The sequence below is a fragment of the Corynebacterium sanguinis genome (assembly GCF_007641235.1).
GTDB classification, from domain to species: domain Bacteria; phylum Actinomycetota; class Actinomycetes; order Mycobacteriales; family Mycobacteriaceae; genus Corynebacterium; species Corynebacterium sanguinis.
On sequence record NZ_CP038157.1, the window covers coordinates 1,815,846 to 1,833,033 of the forward strand.

Genomic DNA, 17,188 nt, shown 5'->3' on the forward strand with positions numbered 1-17,188 from the left:
ATGCAGATCACCGGATTCGCGGCCGGTCCGCTGCAGACCAACTGCTACATCGTCTCCAACGAGGACACGGGTGAGGCAGTGGTCGTCGACCCGAGCTACGGGGCGCATGCGCGCGTGGAGAAGTTCTGCGCGGCAGAAAACCTCACCGTGGTCGCAATCATCTTGACCCACGGCCACATCGACCACATTCGCGACGCAGGCATCTTTGGAGTGGAAACGTTCATTCACACCGACGACGCCTTCATGCTCGACGGGGCGGCGGCCACCGAGTGGCTGCGCGTGCCCTTCGACATCGACAACATGGAGCCGATTGCCAACCTCACCGAGGTCACCGGCGGCCAACAAGTCACCCTCGCCGGCATGGACTTCACCGTCCGGCACGCCCCGGGCCACTCGCCGGGCAGCGCGCTGTGGATCCACGACGACTTCGTGCTCGCCGGCGACGTGATCTTCCAGGGCTCGATCGGGCGCACCGACCTGCCGTACTCGGACGAGGAGGCGATGCAGGCTAGCCTGCGCGGGCCCGTGTGGGAGATCGAGGACCGCCTGCCACTTCTTCCCGGCCACGGCCCGACGACCACAATGGCGCACGAACGCGCCACCAACCCCTACCTGCGGGCGGCGAACCAGGGGCGCTGACTAGACTTCTCACCCGTGAGCGAAAACAGCACATTTCAGGCCCTGTCCGCCCCAAAGGGCGTGCCCGACTACGTCCCGCCGGCCTCGGCGACGTTTATCGCGGTGCGTGACGAGTTCGCGCGCCAAGCGCGGCTTGCCGGCTACCAGCACATCGAGCTGCCGGTGTTCGAGGACACCACGCTGTTCGCCCGCGGCGTGGGGGAATCGACCGATGTGGTCTCAAAGGAGATGTACACCTTCGCCGACCGCGGCGACCGCAGCGTCACGCTACGCCCGGAGGGAACGGCAGGGGTGATGCGCGCGGTGATCGAGCACAACCTCGACCGCGGCTACCTGCCGGTCAAGCTCAATTACTATGGCCCGTTTTTCCGCTACGAGCGCCCCCAGGCGGGCCGCTACCGCCAGCTGCAGCAGGTGGGCGTGGAGGCCATCGGCGTCGACGACCCGCTTCTCGACGCCGAAATCATCGCCCTGGCCGACCGCTGCTACCGCGCCGTCGGCCTGACGGGCTTCCGCCTCGAGCTGACAAGCCTGGGAGACAACACCTGCCGGCCCGCCTACCGCGAGAAGCTGCAGAAGTTCCTCTTCTCCCTCGACCTGGATGAGGAAACGCGCCGGCGCGCGGAGATCAACCCGCTGCGGGTGCTCGACGACAAGCGCCCCGAGGTCAAGGCGATGACCGCGGATGCCCCGCTGATGATCGACCACCTCTCGGACGAAGCGCGCGCGCACTTTGACACGGTGACCGCCACCCTCGACGCGATGGGCGTCGACTACGTGATCAACCCGCGCATGGTGCGCGGGCTGGACTACTACACCAAGACAACCTTTGAGTTCGTCCACGACGGTCTCGGGGCTCAGTCGGGTATCGGCGGCGGCGGGCGTTACGACGGCCTCATGGCCCAAATCGGCGGCCAGGACCTCTCCGGCATAGGCTTCGGCCTCGGTGTCGACCGCACCGTGCTCGCTCTCGAGGCGGAAGGCGTCACCCTCGATGGGGTTGAGCGCCGCGTCGACGTGTTCGGGGTGGCGATGGGCGAGGAGGCGAGCAAACGCATGAGCTTGCTTATCGACGACCTCCGCGCCGCCGGAATTTCCGCCGACATGTCCTACGGCGGGCGCGGGCTCAAGGGCGCGATGAAGGGCGCCGACCGGGCGGGCGCGAAGTTCGCGCTCGTGCTCGGCGACAACGAGCTGGAGGCGAGCGAGGTCGCGGTGAAGAACCTCGCGGAGCACAGCCAGACCTCGGTGGCGCTTGACGCCCAGGCCGTGATCGCGGCGGTGGCTAGCACTCGGTGATGTTGACGGGAAGCCCGAGTTGAACGGCTAGCCCGCCCATCGAGGTTTCCTTGTATTTGGTCATCATGTCGCGGCCGGTGGCGGCCATGGTTTCCACGACGTCGTCGAGGGTGACGATGTTCGTGCCGTCGCCAAGCTTGGCCAGGCGCGCGGCGTTGATCGCCTTGACCCCGCCGATGGCGTTGCGCTCGATGCAGGGCACCTGCACGAGCCCGCCGACTGGGTCGCAGGTCAGCCCCAGGTTGTGCTCAAGCGCGATCTCAGCGGCGTTTTCGACCTGTTCGGCGGTGCCGCCCAAAATGGCGCACATGCCCGCCGCGGCCATCGCGGAGGCGGAGCCGACCTCGCCCTGGCAGCCGACCTCGGCGCCCGAGATCGAGGCGTTCGTTTTGATGATCGCCCCGATCGCGCCGGCGGTGAGAAGAAACTCTCGGGCCCGCTCGTCGGTAAAGTCCTCGGTGAAATCACGGCAGTAGTGCATCACGGCGGGGATGATGCCCGCCGCGCCGTTCGTCGGGGCGGTGACCACCTGGCCGTGGGCGGCGTTTTCCTCGTTGACGGCGAGCGCGAAGAGGTTGACCCACTCCATCGCGTCGAGGCCGCGGGCCGTGGATTCCTCGTACTCGGCGGTGAGCAGGCGGTACAGACGCGGGGCGCGGCGGGTGACGTTGAGCCCGCCCGGCAGCACGCCTTCGGCTTTCAGCCCGTTGGCGACGCACTCCTGCATCACGTTCCACACCGAATCGAGGTGCGCGCTGACCGTGTCCCAGCCGTGCAGGGCCTCCTCGTTTGCGCGCATCACCTCGGCGATGCTTAATCCGTTGTCGCGGCAGTGGTTCAAAAGCTCCTCACCAGAGTGGAACTCGAAGGGGATTGTGTCGTCGGGCTGTTCCGTGGACACCCCAGCGCGGTTGCGGTGGGCTTCCATGCCCGCGCGGTCGAGGATGAACCCGCCGCCGACGGAGTAGTACTCCTTGCGCGAGGTAATGCGGTTGCCCTCAGCGTCCCACGCGTCGAAGATCAGGCAGTTGGGGTGCTGTGCGACCGGCTTGGGGTTAAACGTCACCTCGTAGTCGACGCTGCCCGCCGGCCCGGAGATGGTGCCGGACTCGGGGATTGCCACCCCGGGCACCGGGTCGATGTCGGGCGTGGTGGTCGTCGGGGTGTAGCCGACAAGGCCGAGCAGGACCGCGCGGTCGGTCCCGTGCCCCACACCCGTGGCGGCCAGCGAACCGCGCAGCTCGACTCCCACGCGGGTGGGCAGCTCGCCGAGGTTGTCGACGAAGGCCATCGCCGCGCGCATCGGGCCAACGGTATGGCTTGACGACGGCCCAATGCCGATGCTGAACAGGTCAACGACACTGACAGTATTCTGCGACATAAAACAGATGCTACCTCACTGAACTATTCGCCACGGTGGCCCCGCAGCAGCTCGGAAAAAGGTATGAAATCATCGGTCACATCCACACCCGCCTTGCGTTTGCGCGGTGGGACGTCCGCGCTCGAGTCCGTCACCGCGCCGGCGAGCCCGCCAACGGAGCCCTCGGTGGCGACGATGAGCCGGGCCAGCTCGGCGGCGGCGCGGGCGACGCGCTTGTTAAAGTCCGCGCCCTCCGGCCCGCCGAAATCATCAGTGGCGGCGAACAGCGAGGTGGGAACCACGACGGCGCGCATGTACGACAGCAGCGGGCGCATCGCGTACTCAGTCACCAGCGAGTGGCGCGCCGTGCCCGCGGTCGCGGCGATAATCGTCGGCATTCCGTTGAGGGCGTCGGTGTCCAGCACGTCGAAAAACATCTTGAACAAACCCGTGTAGCTCGCCTTGAACACCGGGGTGACGGCAACCAGGGCGTCGGCCGCGCTGAGCTGGGTCTTGACCTCGTCGAGGTGGGCGGTAGACATGCCCGTCGAGGTGTGCTGGGCCAGATCCGCCGTAAGCTCGCGCAGCTCAATGGTGGTCACCTTGAGCTTCTCGCCGCGCCCGCCGACGGCCGAGGACACCGCATTAGCGATCGTGTCGGCCACCTGGCGCGTTGTGGAGGGCGTCGATAAGCCAGCGGAAAGAACAATCAGGCGCTTCATTAATTCGCCTCCCCGTCGTTGCCCGGGTTGACCTCGAAGTGCGGCAGCGAGAGGCCTTCGCGCTTCGCGGCCAGCAGGGTGTCAAACGTCGGCGGGTCTGACGGCACATGGTCTGGGCGGCGCGCCTCCATGCGGCGGCGCAGCTCGGGCACGACCTCGGCGGCAAGGCGCTCAAGCTGGTTCAGCACGACCTCCAGCGGTAAACCGGCGTGGTCGATGAGGAAGAGCTGGCGCTGGTAATCGCCCACCCAGTCCGCGAACTGCATTGTGCGCTCAATAATCATCTCCGGCGTTCCCACCGTCAGCGGGGTCAGCTCGGTGAACTCCTCCAGCGAGGGGCCGTGGCCGTAGACGGGGGCGTTGTCGAAGTAGGGGCGGAACTCCTTTTTCGCCTGTTCCTCGGAGTCGGCGATGTAGACCTGCCCGCCGAGGCCGACGATCGCCTGGTCCGCGCTGCCGTGGCCGTGCGCCTCATAGCGGCGGCGGTACAGGTCAACCATGGAGGCGGTGTGCTCCTTGTTCCAAAAAATGTTGTTGTGGAAGAAGCCGTCGCCGTAGTAGGCGGCCTGCTCGGCGATCTGCGGGGAGCGGATCGAACCGTGCCAGACGAACGGCGCTACGCCCTCAAGCGGAGCCGGGGTGGCGGTGAAGCCCTGCAGGGGAGTGCGGAACTGGCCCTGCCAGTTCACCACAGGTTCGCGCCACAGCCGGCGCAGCAGGTGGTAGTTCTCCACGGCGAGCGGGATGCCCTGGCGGATGTCTTTGCCGAACCAGGGGTAGACGGGGCCGGTGTTGCCGCGGCCCATCATCAGGTCCATGCGTCCGTCGACGAGGTTCTGCAGGAAGGAGTAATCCTCGGCGATACGCACCGGGTCCGTGGTGGTGATGAGCGTGGTCGCGGTTGACAGCTGGATGTTCTTCGTCTTCGCGCCGATGTGGGCGAGGTGGGTAGTCGGCGCAGAGGGGACGAACGGCGGGTTGTGGTGCTGGCCGGTGGCGAAGACATCGAGCCCGAGCTCGTCGGCTCTAACGGCAATCGCCGTCATGGCGTCGATGCGCTCCTTTTCCGTGGGGGTTGTTCCCGTGGTGGGGTCGGTGGTGACGTCGCCGATGGTGAAAATTCCGAACTGCAAGGGTGAGCCTCTTTCTTAAGTAGTTTCTTTGCTTCTACCCTAGCGCAACAATGATGACGTGTCACCTATTCCAGGGGCGGGCTAAGCCTCCATGAGGTTGGGAATGTCGGATGCCGTGGCCACGGCAAGAGGCCTCTGGGTGTCCCGGCCCGCCTCGGTGATGATCGCGGCGCGGGGCAGGGTGCCGTCGGCAAGCGGAGTGGTCAAAGCGTTGAGCACAGCGACTGCGGTTGCGGTGCGCGGCAGAAAGACCGCCTGATCCTGGCTTTCGGAATAGTGCAGCGCCTCGGCGACGGTCTTCGCGTCCAACCTGTCGTCGGCCCCCACATCCGCGGCCACCCACCGGGCAATGGCGTTGGTGGTGAGTAGGCCGACGTACTTAGTGCCGTCGTAGATGGGGAACTGCGAGATCTTGCTCTCGCGCAGGGTTGTCAGTGGCGAGTGGATGTCGTCGTCAGGCGCGAAGGTGACCACCTGCTGCGCGCCGAGGACACTCAGCGCCAGCGCGGGGCGAAGAAGTACGTCGCGGATGCGCTCAATAGTCGCGATCGTCTCCGGCAGCGGCTCCGCGATGGGTTTGAAATTCCGGTACTCGCCGTGGCTGATCGCGTTGCGCAGCTCCGCGAACTCCTTCAAGTCGGCGGCGTACTCGCGCGAGACAAGCCCCTTCTTGGCAGCGAGGTTGACCATCCAGGAAAAACCGTCCGATTTCTTCGCGTTCAATGTATCACGCAAAAACGCTTCGATGTCGTTGAACGCGGCGAGAAAAGACGTCGCACGGTTTTCAGTCATGGCTTAGGAATATACGCCGCGGTCCAGGTAGTCGCAGGCGCGCATGTGGCCGTCCTGGTAACCGCGCAGGAACGCCTCCTCGCGCTGCTGGGAGGAACCGTGCGTCCACACATCGGGGTTGACCTCGCCGCCGGAACGCTTCTGAATGTTGTCGTCGCCCACCGCGCGAGCGCTCTGAATCGCCGAGGAGATCTGCTCGCTCGTAAACGGCTCCAGGACAGCGTCCTCACCCTTGTCGGCGTGCGATGCCCACAGGCCCGCATAGCAGTCGGCCTGAAGCTCGATGGCAACGGCCGCGGAATCCTCTCCGGGATTGTTGTAATTGCTCATGCCCAAAGTGCCCTCAAGCTGCTGGATGTGGTGGCCCATCTCGTGTGCGACAACGTACATCTGGGCGAGAGGGGCGTCCGAGCCACCGAGCTGCTCCAACTGGTCGAAAAAGCTGACGTCGAAGTAGGCGGTGGTGTCCGCGGGGCAGTAGAACGGGCCTGTCTGTGCTAACGCCATACCGCACCCGGAACGGTCGGTATCTTGGAAAAAGTGCAGCCCGGGCTGGACATATTCAATGCCGGCCTCGGCGGGAAGGACGTCCTGCCAGACACCGTCGACGCTGACCGCCGTCGCCTCCAGGCGGCAATCGACGTATTCGTTCTGCGCACCCGAGGAGTTGCAGTGGTCGAGGTTGTAGTCCCCGCCATCGGAGACCTGATTGGGATTCGCCTGCGGCAGAGGCATCTGCCCGCCGCCTCCACCGCCGCCGCCGAGGAGGAGGAACAGGCCGAGTAGTAGCAGCGAGCCCAGGCCGCCGCCGCCGATCACCATCGGGGCTGCACCCCGGCCGCCACCGGAGCTGGTTGTCGCGCGGTTGCCGGAACGGCGGTAGCTGTTTTTGAAAGTCATGGCAGCAATTTTGCCAAACACTGACCTTCACCGCGCGCTTGCGCTGCCTGAAACATCGCGCGTCGGCGTCGCAGGCGGCTCACGGGGCCGACTCGGGTGCCGTGCGGGGAGAAAGAGTAGAGTAGAAGCCCGCTATGCGTTGCCGCGTACGAGGCCGACACAACCGGCCTGCTATTCATTAAGGCAACAACCCCGTGACTAGAAGGACGTGGAAAAAGACAGTGCTGCGCACCCACCTTGCCGGAGACCTCCGCACAGAACTCGATGGCCAGACAGTAACTCTCACCGGGTGGGTCTCGCGCCGCCGCGACCACGGAGGCGTTATCTTCATCGACCTGCGCGACCGCTCCGGTCTCGCGCAGGTGGTGTTCCGCGAGTCCGAGGTCGCCGAGGCGGCTCACGACCTGCGCAGCGAGTACTGCATCCAGGTCACCGGCGTGGTCGAGCCGCGCCCGGAGGGCTCCGCCAACCCGAACCTCGCCTCCGGCGAGATCGAGGTCAACGCAGTCGAGCTGACGGTGTTGAACAAGGCCGCCGCACTGCCCTTCCAGGTCGAGGACTTCTCCTCCAACGAGGTCGGCGAGGAAACCCGCCTGAAGTACCGCTACCTTGACCTGCGCCGCGAGCGCCAGGCCGCCGCGCTGCGTCTGCGCTCCGACGCCAACCGCGCCGCCCGCGAGGTGCTCAGCCGCCACGACTTCACCGAGATTGAAACCCCGACGCTGACCCGCTCCACGCCCGAGGGCGCGCGCGACTTCCTCGTGCCGGCGCGCCTGCGCCCCGGCTCCTGGTACGCGCTGCCGCAGTCGCCGCAGCTGTTCAAGCAGCTGCTCATGGTGGCCGGCATGGAGCGCTACTTCCAGATCGCGCGATGCTACCGCGACGAGGACTTCCGCGCCGACCGCCAGCCGGAGTTCACGCAGCTCGACATCGAGGCGAGCTTCGTCGACCAGGAGGACATCATCGAGCTGGCCGAGGAAATCCTCGTCGAGCTGTGGAAGCTTATCGGCGTGGACATCTCCACCCCGATCCCGCGCATGACGTACGCCGAGGCCATGGAGAAGTACGGCTCGGACAAACCCGACCTGCGCTTCGGCATTGAGCTGGTGGACTGCACCGAGTTCTTCAAGGACACCCCCTTCCGCGTGTTCCAAAACGAGTACGTCGGCGCTGTCGTCATGGAAGGCGGGGCCTCCCAGCCGCGCCGCCAACTCGATGCGTGGCAGGAGTGGGCGAAACAGCGTGGCGCCAAGGGCCTGGCGTACATCCTGGTCCAGGAGGACGGCGAGCTGTCCGGACCGGTGGCCAAGAACATCACCGACGCGGAAAAGGCGTCCATCGCGCAACACGTCGGTGCGAAGCCGGGGGACTGCATCTTCTTCGCCGCGGGCGACACCAAGAGCTACCGCGCGCTGCTCGGCGCAGCCCGTGGCGAAATCGCACGCAAGCTCGATCTGATCAAGGAGGGCGACTGGGCGTTTACGTGGGTCGTCGACGCGCCGATGTTCGAGCCCTCCGCAGACGCCACCGCGTCGGGCGACGTCGCGCTGGGCCACTCCAAGTGGACCGCTGTGCACCACGCGTTTACCTCCCCGAAGCCGGAGTACCTTCACTCCTTCGACTCCGAGCCCTCAGAGGCGCTGGCGTACGCCTACGACATCGTCTGCAACGGCAACGAGATCGGAGGCGGCTCGATCCGTATCCACCAGCGCGACGTCCAGGAGCGCGTGTTCAAGGTCATGGGGATCACGGAGGAAGAGGCCCAGGAGAAGTTCGGCTTCCTACTCGAGGCCTTCGCCTTCGGTGCCCCGCCGCACGGCGGCATCGCGTTTGGCTGGGACCGCATTGTTTCGCTGCTCGGAGGGTTCGACTCCATCCGCGACGTCATCGCCTTCCCGAAGTCCGGCGGCGGCGTGGACCCGCTGACCGATGCGCCCGCGCCGATTCCGACGGCACAGCGCAAGGAAACCGGTGTCGATTTCAAACCGAAGAAGGTTGACGCCCCGGCTGATTCGGGCGCCCCCAACTAAGGAGCCGACGCATGGAGCAAAGCGACGTCATCGCCGCTGCTGAGGGCATCCTGACCCGCCGCTTTGGCGGGGCGCAGGAGCTTGTCGACGCCACCCGCCTGCCCGGCTCGGGCCTCGCCGGCGTCTACCGCGCGAAGGTGGCCACGAACCCCTTCCTGCAGCACCGCTCCGTGGTAGTGAAGTACTCTCCGCTAGTCGGTGACCCCCTCGAGGACGCGGCGTACCTGCGGGAGGTCGTGGCGTACCAGTTCACGACGTCGTTAAGCGAAGAGGTGCGACCAGGCCCGGTGCTCCTCGGCTACGACGTTGACAAGCGCATCATTATCATCACCGACTCAGGCGACGGCGACACCCTGGACAGCCTGCTCGCGGAGTCCACCGCTGAAGAGCGGGTCAACGTGCTGCGTTCCTTCGGCTCGGCACTGGGCAGGATGCACGCCGGCACAGCCGACAAGGAAGACGCGTTCAACGTGCTCTTTAGCCGCCTGACCCGCGCCCACAGCGGTGCCGAGGGAGTACAAAACCTTCGCGACCGGTTGCTTTTCCACCGCATCCGGCTCGGGCTGGAAATGATGGAGCAGGCCGGCATCGAGGTGCCCGACGAGGTCAAAACCGTCGCCGAACACGGTAGCTACCGCCTGCTCAAGGGCGGAAACCGCGCGTTCACACCCTTCGACCTCGCGCCCGACAACGTGATCTACGCCGGGACGATCCAATTCCTCGACTACGAGTGGGCGGGATTTCGCGACGTCACCTTCGACCTCGCATCGGTGATCGCGGGCTTTCCCAACTACATCTCCACCGACCCGATTACCGACGAGGAAGCCCACGTGTTCACCGAGGCCTGGGTGCGCGAGGTCAGCGGGCTGTGGCCGGAAGTGGAGCGACCGGAGACCCTGCATGCACGGATCACCGCCGCGCTTATCGCCTGGGCGCTGTCCAGCGTTTCCGTGCTCAACGTCAACGCCCACAGCGAGGTGTGGGAGCAGGACGAGACAATCACCGCTGATTTCCAGGCTGCGGGAGTCGATGTCGGTGCGGGCGTGCATCTGGAAGAGTTCGAGGTCAGCGGCGATTTGTTGCGGCCCTCGCACCAGGGGCCGTTTACAGCCGACGAGAAGCTCGTGCGCCGCGATCTGTACGAGACGTTCGAAGCACTCGCGCGCTACTCCGGCGCTGGTGACGACCCCGCGTACAAGGAAATCTCCGAGTTCGCGCACGCGGTGGCGCGCAGGCTGAGTTAGGCGGCCGGCCATGGAGGAGGGACTGTTCGGCAACGATCTGGCCGCCCGCGCGGCGGGCAACCGCGGCTCCAGCCTGTTCGCCGTAGGGGAGTCCGCCCCGCTCGCCGCGCGGATGCGCCCGCAGAGCCTAAGCGATGTCGTCGGCCAGGACCACGTGCTGGGCGAGGGCAAGCCGCTGCGCCGGCTCGTCGAGGGCTCCGGCGCGGCGTCCGTGATCCTCTACGGCCCGCCCGGGACGGGAAAGACCACCATCGCCTCGCTGATCGCGTCAACGATGGGGCAGAACTTCGTGGGTCTGTCGGCGCTGTCGTCCGGGGTCAAAGAGGTCCGCGAGGTCATCGCGCAGGCCCGCCGCGACATAGCGCGCGGCGAGAAAACTGTGTTGTTTATCGACGAGGTGCACCGGTTTTCCAAAACACAGCAGGATGCACTCCTCGCCGCGGTGGAGAACCGCACCGTGCTGCTGGTCGCGGCGACGACGGAGAACCCGTCGTTTAGTGTCGTGGCGCCGCTGCTGTCGCGCTCGCTGCTGCTGCAGCTGCGCTCGCTTGAGCCCGATGACATCGGCCGCGTGCTCGACCGCGCGATGGAAGACGAACGCGGCGTGGGCGGGGACAAGACGCTCGAGCCGGCCGCCCGCGAGCAGCTCGTGTTGCTCGCCGGCGGTGACGCGCGCCGCGCCCTGACCTACCTCGAAGCCGCCGCCGAAGCGATCGACGATGGCGGCGCGATCACCGTCGAGGTGGTGCACGACAACGTCAACCGCGCGATCGTGCGTTACGACCGCGACGGGGACCAGCACTACGACGTCATCTCCGCGTTTATCAAGTCGATCCGCGGCTCGGACGTCGATGCGGCTCTGCACTACCTGGCGCGCATGATCGAGGCGGGGGAGGACCCCCGGTTCATCGCGCGCCGCCTGGTCATCCACGCCTCGGAGGACATCGGGATGGCGGATCCGACCGCGCTGCAGACGGCGTCGGCCGCGGCCCAGGCCGTGCAGTTCATCGGGATGCCGGAAGGGCGGCTCGCCCTCGCCCAGGCGACGATCCACCTCGCCACGGCGCCGAAGAGCAATGCCGTCTACGAAGCGATCAACCGCGCTCAGGCGGACGTCGCTAAGGGCAAAGCTGGCCCGGTCCCCGCGCACCTGCGTGACGGGCACTACAAGAATGCGGAGGCGATGGGAAACGCCGTGGGCTACGTCTACCCGCACGACGATGAGCGTGGGGTGGTTCAGCAGCGCTACATTCCGGAGGGTCTCGACGACGCCGTCTACTACGACCCGGCTGGCCATGGCGCGGAGAAGCGGATCAGGGAATACTTGGGCCGGCTGCGGCGGATGGTGCGCGGCAGCTAGCGCCCCGCCACGCGGTCGATCGCCGGCGAGGGCACCCGCGCGGGTAAAGTGGTTTGCGGTTTTACTCCCCTTCCACTTGTTAAAGGATATCGCCCGTGCAGACCCATGAGATCCGAGAGCGTTTCACCCAGCACTTCGTCGACGCCGGACACGAGCCGGTGCCGAGTGCCTCGCTGATCTTGGATGACCCGACGCTGCTGTTCGTCAACGCGGGCATGGTGCCGTTTAAGCCCTACTTCCTGGGCCAGCAGACCCCGCCGTTTGCCTCGGGCACTGCGACATCCATTCAGAAGTGCGTGCGCACCCTCGACATCGAAGAAGTCGGCATCACCACCCGCCACAATACGTTCTTCCAGATGGCGGGCAACTTCTCCTTCGGCCAGTACTTCAAGGAAGGCGCGATCAAGCACGCCTGGGCGCTTCTGACCAACCCGGTCTCCGAGGGCGGCTACGGGCTTGACCCGCAGCGGTTGTGGGTCACCGTCTACCTTGACGACGACGAAGCCGCCGACATTTGGGAGAACGTTATCGGCGTGCCCGCCGAGCGGATCCAGCGCATGGGCATGGAGGACAACTTCTGGTCCATGGGCGTGCCCGGGCCCTGCGGGCCGTGCTCCGAGATCTACTACGACCGCGGCCCCGAGCACGGCAAAGAGGGTGGCCCCATCGCCGACGACACGCGCTACCTCGAAATTTGGAACCTCGTGTTCATGGAGTCGATCCGCGGCGAGGGCGACAAGAAGGGTTTCGAGATCATCGGCGAGCTGCCGAAGAAGAACATCGACACCGGCATGGGCGTTGAGCGCGTCGCCTGCATCCTGCAGGGCGTGGACAACGTCTACGAGACGGACCTTCTGCGCCCAGTGATCGACGCCGCCATCTCGCTCACCGGCGCGCGCTACAACGCGGGCAATCAGCGTGACGACGTCCGCTTCCGCGTGATCGCCGACCACTCGCGCACCGCGATGATGATCATCCTGGACGGCGTCACGCCGTCCAACGAAGGCCGCGGCTACATCCTGCGCCGCCTGCTGCGCCGCATCGTGCGCTCGGCACGCCTCCTCGGCGCCACCGCGCCGGTGCTGGAGTCGTTCATGAACACGATCATGGACACCATGACCCCGTCGTTCCCCGAGATCGCCGACAACCGCGAGCGCATCGTCCGCGTCGCCGTGGCCGAGGAGCGCGCGTTTATGAAGACGCTGGAGTCCGGCACGCACCGCTTCGAGGAGGCCGCGGCATCGGTGAAGGCTGCTGGGGCCGGCACGCTGCCGGGAGCCCAAGCCTTCGAGCTGCACGACACCTACGGTTTCCCCATCGACCTGACGCTGGAGATGGCCCGCGAGTCCGGCCTCAAGGTGGACATGGAGGAGTTCAACCGGGAGATGGCGCTGCAGCGCCAGCGCGCCAAGGCTGACAACAAGGCGAAGAAGCAGGGCAACGTCGACGAGTCCCTCTACCGCGAGTGGGTCGATACCCGCCCGACTGAGTTCGTCGGGTTCAGCGAGCTGACCCACGACGGCACCGTCATCGGCCTCGTGCGCGACGGCGAGAAGGTCACCGAGGTCTCCCAGGGCGATGAGGTCGAGGTCATCCTCGACGTCACCCCGATGTACGCCGAGTCCGGCGGCCAGATGGGCGACCGCGGCCGCATCGTCGTCGGCGACACCGTGCTCAACGTCACCGACGTGCAGAAGGTGGGCAAGAAGCTGTGGATCCACAAAGCCACCGTGCAAAACGGCGGGCTTGACCTGGGCCAGGGCGTGACCACCGAGGTCGACAGCGCGTGGCGCCACGGCGCGCGTCAGGCGCACACCGCCACCCACCTCATCCACGCTGCGCTGCGCCAGGTGCTCGGCCCCACCGCGGTGCAGGCGGGCTCGCTGAACAAGCCGGGCTACCTGCGCTTTGACTTTAACTACACCGAGCAGCTCAGCGACGAGCAGATGCGCGAGATCGCGACGATCACCAACCAGGCCGTCGACGCCGACTTCGCCGTCAACACCATCGAGACCTCGCTCGAGGAGGCGAAGGCGATGGGCGCGATGGCGCTGTTCGGCGAGAACTACGGTGACGTCGTGCGCGTCGTGGAGATCGGCGGACCGTTCTCCATCGAGCTGTGCGGCGGCACGCACGTCGACCATTCCTCCCAGATCGGCCCCGTGGCGGTGCTCGGTGAATCCTCCGTCGGCTCCGGCGCGCGGCGCATTGAGGCGTACTCAGGCTTGGAGTCCTTCCGCTACTTCTCCCGCGAGGCCGCATTGGCATCGGGTCTGGCAGCGGAGCTGAAAACGCCGACCGAGCAGCTGCCGGACCGCATCGCGCAGCTCACCGATCGCCTGCGCGCCGCGGAGAAGGAGCTCGAGGCAATGCGCCGCCAGCAGCTCTCCAGCCAGACCGCGCAGTACGTCGAGCAGGCGCAGCGCGTCGGCGAGTTCTCGCTTGTCGCCGTGACGCTTCCCGACGGCCTCGGCGCCGGCGACCTGCGCACCATGGCGTCCGACGTGCGCGAGCGCCTCGGCACCCAGCCGGGTGTGGTCGTGCTCGCCTCCAGCGTCGACGGCAAGGTGCCGTTTGCGGTGGCGGCCACGAAGTCCGCGGTCCAGGCGGGTGTCAAGTCCGGTGACCTGGTCAAGCTCATCGGCGGCTACGTTGACGGCAAGGGCGGCGGCAAGCCGGATCTGGCGCAGGGCTCGGGCTCGAATCCGGAAGGGCTTTCGGCCGGCTTCAACGCAGTTAGGGATCACCTGGCACAGGCTTAGGTCCTCGTACCGTAAGATAACAAATCGGACACGTTACTATCACGAGCGAGGACAGGCTATGAAGGTGCTCCCCGACACACCAGGGGCGGACGACCCGGGCAACGGCCGACGCATCGGTCTTGATGTCGGGACCGTTCGCATCGGTGTCGCCGTCTCCGACCGCGACGCACGCCTGGCCATGCCCGTTGAAACCGTGGACCGTGTGACTACTTTCGGAGATGACGACGGGGCGGACGTCGACCGCCTCGTTGAGCTGATTGGTTTTTACGGGGCCGTCGAGGTCGTCGTCGGTCTGCCCCGTGACCTCAAGGGCAACGGTTCGAAAAGCGTCAAGCACGCCGAAGACATTGCGGCGCGCCTTCGCGCACGTTGCGGCGTCCCGGTGAGGATGGGCGACGAGCGCCTCACCACCGTGGCCGCCACGCACGCGCTTCGCGCGTCCGGGGTGAGCGCGAAAGCGGGCCGCAAGGTGATCGACCAAGCTGCGGCGGTGGAGATCTTGCAATCGTGGCTCGATGGCCGACTAACTACTCTCAAGGAGACTCACCCATGACAACTGGACGAATCGCCCGGCAGCGCACCCTCGGCGTAGCCGTCATCGTCGCATCCATTTTGCTCATCGTGGGCCTTATCGCGTGGATTGGCACGGCGCGCTCGGCCGGCGGCGGGGACTTCCAGGGCGAAGGAACCGGCGAGGAGCAGGTCGTGGAGATCCCCGAGGGCTCAAGCGTTTCCGCGCTGGGCCCCCAGCTGGAAGAAAAGGGTGTGGTGAAGTCGAACTCCGCCTTCCAGTCCGCCGCGATGGCGCACCCGGATTCCCACAACATCCAGCCGGGCTTCTACCGCCTGCAGTCGGGCATGAGCGCGGAGGCCGCGGTGGCTGCCCTGCTCGACCCGGCGAACCGGATTACGCCGCTGCAGGTCAACGGGGGCGCCACGCTGATGGACGTAAACGTCGTCGGCGGGCAGACCCGCCAGGGCATTTACTCGCAGATCCAGCAGGTCTCCTGCGGGGATCAGCCGACGCAGGACTGTGTGACCGTCGAGAAGCTCCAGCAGGTCGCGGCGAACACGAACCCCGCTGACCTCGGTGTGCCCGACTGGGCGGCTGAGACGGTCACCGCGCGCGCCGGCGACCCGAAGCGCCTCGAAGGCCTCATCGCCCCGGGCGAGTACATCATCGACCCGGGTGCGGACGCCGAGACGATCCTCACCGACCTGATTTCCCGCTCGGCGGACCTGTACGACTCCACCAACATCGTCGCGCGCGCGGAGACGGTCGGCATCACCCCCTACGAGCTGCTGGTCGCGGCGTCGCTGGTGGAGCGCGAGGCCCCCGCGGGCGAGTTTGACAAGGTCGCGCGCGTGATCCTCAACCGCCTGAATGCGCCGATGCGCCTGGAGTTCGACTCCACCGTCAATTACGACCTGCCCACGGTCGAGGTCGCCACGGGCGATTCGGCGCGCCAGCGCGTCACCCCGTGGAACACCTACGCGATGGACGGCCTGCCGGAGACCCCGATCGCCTCGCCGTCGCTCGAGGCAATCACCGCAATGGAGAACCCCGCCGAGGGCAACTGGCTGTTCTTCGTCACCATCGACTCCGACGGCACGACGGTGTTCAACGACACCTTCGAGCAGCACCTGGAGGACACTCAGCGCGCCTACGAGTCCGGCATCTTGGACTCGCAGCGCTAATGAGTGTCAACCACCGCGCGGCCGTGCTCGGCTCGCCGATTGATCACTCCCTGTCGCCGGTGCTGCACAACGCCGGCTATGCCGCGGCGGGGCTGCGCGACTGGGAGTACTCGCGCATCGAATGCACCGCCGCGCAGCTGCCCGCAATCGTCGGCCGCGCGGACGAGACCTTTCGCGGCTTCTCGGTGACCATGCCCGCGAAGTTCGCCGCGCTCGAGTTCGCTACTGAGGCCACCGAGCGCGCGGCAGCGGTCGGCTCAGCGAATACGCTCACGCGTATCGACGGCGGGTGGCGCGCCGACAACACCGACTGCGAGGGCATCGCCGGGGCGCTTACCGCCCTGCTTGGCGACGCCCCTATCACGTCCGCCCTGGTCATCGGCGCGGGTGGCACGGCGCGCCCGGCACTGTGGGCGCTTGGCGAGCGTGGGGTGAACAACCTCACGGTGCTCAACCGCAGCGACCGCAGTGCAGAGGTTCGCCCGCTGGTCAAGGACGCGCAGCTGCAGTTCACGTCCTTTGACGCGGATGTTAGGGCACTCGCGATCGATGCGGACGTGATTGTGTCCACGGTGCCCGCCCACGCGTTGAAGGAGCACGCAAAGCTGCTCGGCCACGCGCCCGTGGTGGACGTGATTTATGATCCCTGGCCCACACCGCTTGCCACGGCCGCGGCGTCCAACGGGTACACGTCAGTGGGCGGGCTGGTCATGCTCGCCGAACAGTCGTTTAGCCAGTTTGAGCAGTTCACCGGGGTTGCCGCGCCGCGCGAGGCGATGCGCGAGGCGCTGTTGTACCCCAGGCGCTAGGCCGGGCCGTGGCGTAGACTCACACCTTATGTGGCTGTGGGGGGCTGCGGCGCTCGCGTGGAGCGCCGCATTGACGTATTTCGATCTAACCAGGCTGCGCCTGCCGGATTGGTTGACGCTGCCAGGGGCCGTCGTCACGTTCGTGGCGTGCGTGGCGCACCCGGTGGGGCTGTGGGGGTTTCTCTGGCCGTCTCTGTACCTGGTTGCCGGGTCCGGTATGGGCGGAGGGGACGTGAAGCTGGCAGTGCCGCTGGGCATCGCGTGCGCTCTGCTGGCGGGCGTCGGGGGTGTGTTCGCCGCGATCCTGGCGGCCAGCCTGTTCACGCTGGTCGCAGCCGCTGTGACGCGCAGGCGTGGGCTGGCGCACGGTCCGTCGATGCTCGCGGCGGCGTGGCTGGTTGGCCTATATGCGCTGGCGCAAGGCGACCTGTGACACAATG

At 66.6% G+C, this 17,188-nt stretch carries 15 protein-coding genes; 10 read left to right on the forward strand and 5 right to left on the reverse strand.

Going from position 1 to position 17,188, the window contains the following annotated elements; translation table 11 throughout:
• Both E3227_RS08790 and hisS read left to right on the forward strand, forming a co-directional pair.
• Positions 1 to 639, forward strand: coding sequence for an MBL fold metallo-hydrolase (locus tag E3227_RS08790; protein ID WP_144318199.1), 639 nt, complete (start codon positions 1 to 3; stop codon positions 637 to 639).
• A gap of 15 nt (positions 640 to 654) precedes the next feature.
• Positions 655 to 1,938: a histidine--tRNA ligase gene (gene hisS, locus E3227_RS08795; RefSeq protein WP_144318200.1), complete on the forward strand. Its 1,284-nt coding sequence runs from the start codon at positions 655 to 657 to the stop codon at positions 1,936 to 1,938.
• On the opposite strand, the gene E3227_RS08800 is transcribed toward hisS, so the two are convergent.
• From E3227_RS08800 to ypfJ, 5 genes are all read right to left on the reverse strand, one after another.
• Positions 1,925 to 3,319, reverse strand: coding sequence for an L-serine ammonia-lyase (locus E3227_RS08800; protein ID WP_144318201.1), 1,395 nt, complete (start codon positions 3,317 to 3,319; stop codon positions 1,925 to 1,927). The two genes, hisS and E3227_RS08800, sit on opposite strands and share 14 nt — an antisense overlap.
• Positions 3,320 to 3,342: 23 nt before the next feature.
• Entirely contained in the window at positions 3,343 to 4,020 is a 678-nt protein-coding gene (locus E3227_RS08805; RefSeq protein ID WP_144318202.1) for an FMN reductase, read from the reverse strand.
• Positions 4,020 to 5,153, reverse strand: coding sequence for a CE1758 family FMN-dependent luciferase-like monooxygenase (locus E3227_RS08810; RefSeq protein WP_136651184.1), 1,134 nt, complete (start codon positions 5,151 to 5,153; stop codon positions 4,020 to 4,022). The genes E3227_RS08805 and E3227_RS08810 overlap by 1 nt, the downstream gene beginning before the upstream one ends.
• 81 nt (positions 5,154 to 5,234) lie before the next feature.
• Positions 5,235 to 5,945 carry a CBS domain-containing protein gene (locus E3227_RS08815; RefSeq protein WP_136651185.1) on the reverse strand — a complete coding sequence of 237 codons (711 nt, stop codon included), beginning with the start codon at positions 5,943 to 5,945 and terminating at the stop codon, positions 5,235 to 5,237.
• Between the two features lie 3 nt (positions 5,946 to 5,948).
• Positions 5,949 to 6,845, reverse strand: coding sequence for a KPN_02809 family neutral zinc metallopeptidase (ypfJ, locus tag E3227_RS08820; RefSeq protein ID WP_136651186.1), 897 nt, complete (start codon positions 6,843 to 6,845; stop codon positions 5,949 to 5,951).
• Positions 6,846 to 7,066: 221 nt separating this feature from the next.
• Between ypfJ and aspS the strand changes: the two genes are divergently transcribed.
• The 8 genes from aspS (at position 7,067) to E3227_RS08860 (ending at position 17,181) form a co-directional block, all read left to right on the forward strand.
• Complete coding sequence (gene aspS, locus E3227_RS08825) at positions 7,067 to 8,875, forward strand: aspartate--tRNA ligase (protein WP_144318640.1); 1,809 nt, start codon at positions 7,067 to 7,069, stop codon at positions 8,873 to 8,875.
• 11 nt (positions 8,876 to 8,886) lie between these two features.
• Entirely contained in the window at positions 8,887 to 10,119 is a 1,233-nt protein-coding gene (locus E3227_RS08830; RefSeq protein ID WP_136651187.1) for a phosphotransferase, read from the forward strand.
• A gap of 10 nt (positions 10,120 to 10,129) precedes the next feature.
• Positions 10,130 to 11,479, forward strand: a complete 1,350-nt coding sequence (locus tag E3227_RS08835) for a replication-associated recombination protein A (RefSeq protein WP_144318203.1) — start codon at positions 10,130 to 10,132, stop codon at positions 11,477 to 11,479.
• A 95-nt stretch (positions 11,480 to 11,574) separates the two neighbouring features.
• Positions 11,575 to 14,241, forward strand: coding sequence for an alanine--tRNA ligase (gene alaS, locus E3227_RS08840; protein WP_144318204.1), 2,667 nt, complete (start codon positions 11,575 to 11,577; stop codon positions 14,239 to 14,241).
• A gap of 58 nt (positions 14,242 to 14,299) precedes the next feature.
• Positions 14,300 to 14,794, forward strand: a complete 495-nt coding sequence (gene ruvX / locus E3227_RS08845) for a Holliday junction resolvase RuvX (protein ID WP_144318205.1) — start codon at positions 14,300 to 14,302, stop codon at positions 14,792 to 14,794.
• Positions 14,791 to 15,939, forward strand: a complete 1,149-nt coding sequence (gene mltG / locus E3227_RS08850) for an endolytic transglycosylase MltG (protein WP_144318206.1) — start codon at positions 14,791 to 14,793, stop codon at positions 15,937 to 15,939. The genes ruvX and mltG overlap by 4 nt, the downstream gene beginning before the upstream one ends.
• Complete coding sequence (locus tag E3227_RS08855) at positions 15,939 to 16,748, forward strand: shikimate dehydrogenase (RefSeq protein WP_144318207.1); 810 nt, start codon at positions 15,939 to 15,941, stop codon at positions 16,746 to 16,748. Before mltG ends, E3227_RS08855 begins: the two co-directional genes overlap by 1 nt.
• Positions 16,749 to 16,776: 28 nt before the next feature.
• Positions 16,777 to 17,181 (forward strand): prepilin peptidase, encoded by a 405-nt coding sequence (locus E3227_RS08860; RefSeq protein ID WP_144318208.1) that lies wholly within the window; start codon positions 16,777 to 16,779, stop codon positions 17,179 to 17,181.
• Positions 17,182 to 17,188: the final 7 nt, after the last annotated feature.